Origin of the sequence: Mesorhizobium sp. M7A.F.Ca.CA.002.09.1.1, from assembly GCF_003998555.1 — a bacterium.
GTDB classification, from domain to species: Bacteria; Pseudomonadota; Alphaproteobacteria; order Rhizobiales; family Rhizobiaceae; genus Mesorhizobium; species Mesorhizobium ciceri.
On record NZ_RZRR01001475.1, the window covers coordinates 1 to 687 of the forward strand.

A 687-nucleotide genomic window follows, 5' to 3' on the forward strand; every position below is an offset into this window, starting at 1 on the left:
GACGAAACATGCGTTTGCGACCGCCATCGGCGTTTTATGGAACGGACGCCTGGCTGCCACCAACACGGATCGGGCACGGGCCATGGACATTCTCCACCTTTGAAGCTGTACCTGTCCTCCAAACCAACTTGTGGTTGGGAGGTTCCCGGAACCGTTTTGCGTTCAAGAACTCGTGATGGCGCTGGCAATGCGACAGAACGGCTCGGCGCGCGATGCTCATGCGGAGTTGGCGCGCAATGTCCTCAAGGTGATCGAGTAGCGGTGCAGGTCAACCGCCGGAATGCTGTGCTCCCATTCCATGCGCGATGGTCCGGTCATGAGATACGCCGACCTTGGTTCGACGACGATGGTCCGGCGGTCCCATTTGGTGCCATTCTTCCGCCGGAGCCGGAAGCTGCAAGGCGCCAGCAACGAAACACCCGCAACGTCTTCGAAATGAGGCTTGTCTCGATGCCAGCCGATGCAGGCGCCGGGCCGGTATTCGTTGATCAACACTTGCGCGAAGGCGTTGGCGGGCCGGCCTGCCAACGCTGCGATCTTGTCGCGCAGGGACAGCAGGAAGTCAGGGATCGGCGGCGCCTCGACGACCTGGCGTCTGTCGTAGTCGTAACGCAGGCCAAAACCGACGACGCGCCGGTTTGCCAGATGGCCATGGAAATCGAACGCCTCGAACGGCAGGCCTTCCAG

At 61.4% G+C, this 687-nt stretch carries 1 protein-coding gene; it reads right to left on the bottom strand.

Translation table 11 applies throughout. From position 1 onward, the window contains the following. Positions 1-216 precede the first annotated feature (216 nt). Positions 217-687: alpha-ketoglutarate-dependent dioxygenase AlkB (locus EN994_RS34115; RefSeq protein WP_164746561.1), on the bottom strand; the 471-nt coding region annotated here is incomplete at its 5' end.